4 protein-coding genes are annotated in these 2,117 nt (G+C 44.0%); all 4 read left to right on the forward strand.

What is annotated here, in order from left to right; genetic code table 11:
• Window positions 1-807: tail fiber domain-containing protein (locus JAB8_RS28720; RefSeq protein WP_175445263.1), on the forward strand; the 807-nt coding region annotated here is incomplete at its 5' end.
• Window positions 808-1,185: 378 nt separating this feature from the next.
• The gene (locus JAB8_RS26605; RefSeq protein ID WP_068355774.1) at window positions 1,186-1,413 is read left to right on the forward strand and encodes a hypothetical protein; all 228 of its coding nucleotides are present in this window, start codon (window positions 1,186-1,188) and stop codon (window positions 1,411-1,413) included.
• A gap of 5 nt (window positions 1,414-1,418) precedes the next feature.
• On the forward strand, window positions 1,419-1,646 hold the full coding sequence (locus tag JAB8_RS26610; protein WP_139143198.1) for a hypothetical protein: 228 nt from the start codon (window positions 1,419-1,421) through the stop codon (window positions 1,644-1,646).
• Between the two features lie 25 nt (window positions 1,647-1,671).
• Window positions 1,672-2,117: hypothetical protein (locus tag JAB8_RS26615; protein WP_139143199.1), on the forward strand; the 446-nt coding region annotated here is incomplete at its 3' end.

Raw genomic sequence — 2,117 nt, forward strand, 5'->3', positions numbered from 1 at the left:
GCGTTAGCCACTCCCCCACTCACCACTGGAACCACTGGAACTTGCATTGGTGGGCTCGCCGGCACTTATGTCACAACAGCCCCAGCTTCGACTTTTGTAGGGTATGCGGCAGGTCGTGGAGTTGATGGTCAGGCTTTAACAGGTTCCTTTAATACCGCTATTGGACATGAGTCAGGTAACAATCTATCGACATCAGGTCACGAAAATACATTTCTTGGAACATATGCGGGATACTATAACGGCTCTACCTCAACAGCAAATGGCATTACAACAGGGAGTAATAATACTGCTATTGGTTTTGCAGCTTATCCTTCAAGCGCAACGGCAGATAATGAGTTTACATTAGGTAATGGTAGTGTGGCCAACCTTCGTTGTAATGATACCTCTATATCGTCTTTATCAGATGAAAGAGACAAAACAAATATTGTTGATGTTCCTTTAGGATTAGATTTTATTAAAACACTTCGTCCTGTTGCATTTGATTGGGATAGACGAGACGGTACTAAACAAGGACTAAAAGACTTTGGTTTTATCGCTCAAGAATTAAAAACAGCACAAGCTGCAACAGAATATGCAGATCACATGCGTTTGGTTCACGAAAGTACTGTTCTTGTTCCTGATGCTGAAAATGCTAACGAGGGTACATTAGATGCGGATGATAATCCGGTTTTAGATGTCAGCGGAACAATGCAAGAATGTTTAGAAGCTGATCCAATGAAAACTTACCCAGTGCTAGTCAAGGCGGTTCAGGAACTATCAACAGCATTAGACGCAGCCTTGGCTCGTATAGCAGTATTGGAAGGATAAGACATGGCAATTACATTCACATGGTCCGTCAAGGACATGCACAGAGTAGCTGACACAGGTGCTGTATATAAAGTTGATTGGTCTTGCTCTGGCGTTGATGAAGACACTGAGGTAAGCCACAGTCGGTCAGGGTCATACTTGCACACAGGCCCTAATGGAACACAAGCTACACCTGACCACACGGCTTCAGGTTTCACACCATACGCAGACTTAACTGAAGCGGATGTATTGGCTTGGTGTAAAGCTGACGGTGTAGGTGCAAAGAACGAACATCTTATAACGTCTAACATCATCAACAAGGTAGCGGCTCAAGCAAACTCTACGGGTATGCCGTGGGCTGCTGAATAATTTTAACCCCAACCCCGAAAGGAGATCACAATGGCTGAGAAAAAAACAAACACCATTACGATCAACGGAACTGACTACACTGAAGACCAACTAAATGACACCCAGAAGGTAATGGTGAACCACGTTGCTGACTTAGATCGAAAGATTGGCTCTGCTAATTTTAACATCGACCAGCTAAAAATGGGACGCATGGCGTTTATGAACGCGCTGACCGTATCATTGGCATCTGAGCCAGAAGAAGCGGAAGCTGCTGAATAATGGAAATGGACGCGCTTTTGAACATAGTATTTGCCGCAGTAATTAGCGGTTTAGGGTGGTGGATTAAATCCCAGCACGATGAGATAAAGCGCGTCACCATTTTGCTTAACAGGACTCGTGAAGAGATGGCAAAGGAGTATGTAACCAAATCGGATAGTTCTGAAGTTCTCTCCCAGATAATGAATAAATTTGACCGTCTTGAAGAGAAAATGGACCGCCTCATAGAGCGGTAAAACGCATTGCGAGGTATATGGACGTATGATTGATCCTGTTACAGCGGTCGGTTTAGCCACTAGTGCTTTTAATATTCTCAAGCAGGGAATATCTGCTGGCAAATACATCCAAGAAATGTATGGAAATATGGCAAAGCGGGGAAGGGCTTCTTATGATTTCCAGTATGCAGAAGATAAGACAAAGAACCCTCCGTTTTATAAGATGATGAGCGATAATTCTGCCAACGCGATAGAAATCTTTGCCCATAAAAAGAAGATGGAAGCCATGAGAGAGGAAATAAAAAACCATATATCATGGACTTACGGGCCATCTGCTTGGAAAGAAGTTCTACACATTGAGGGCGAGATGCGAAGAATTAGGCGCGAACAGGCTTACAAAAAACAAGAGGCAATAGACAACGCGATTAACTTTGTTGTTGGAGCGGTGATCTTTGTCATTGCTGGCGCGGGGGTGGTGACAGGCTTCTACTA

Source organism: Janthinobacterium sp. HH106 (assembly GCF_001758725.1).
Taxonomy (GTDB): Bacteria; Pseudomonadota; Gammaproteobacteria; order Burkholderiales; family Burkholderiaceae_D; genus Janthinobacterium.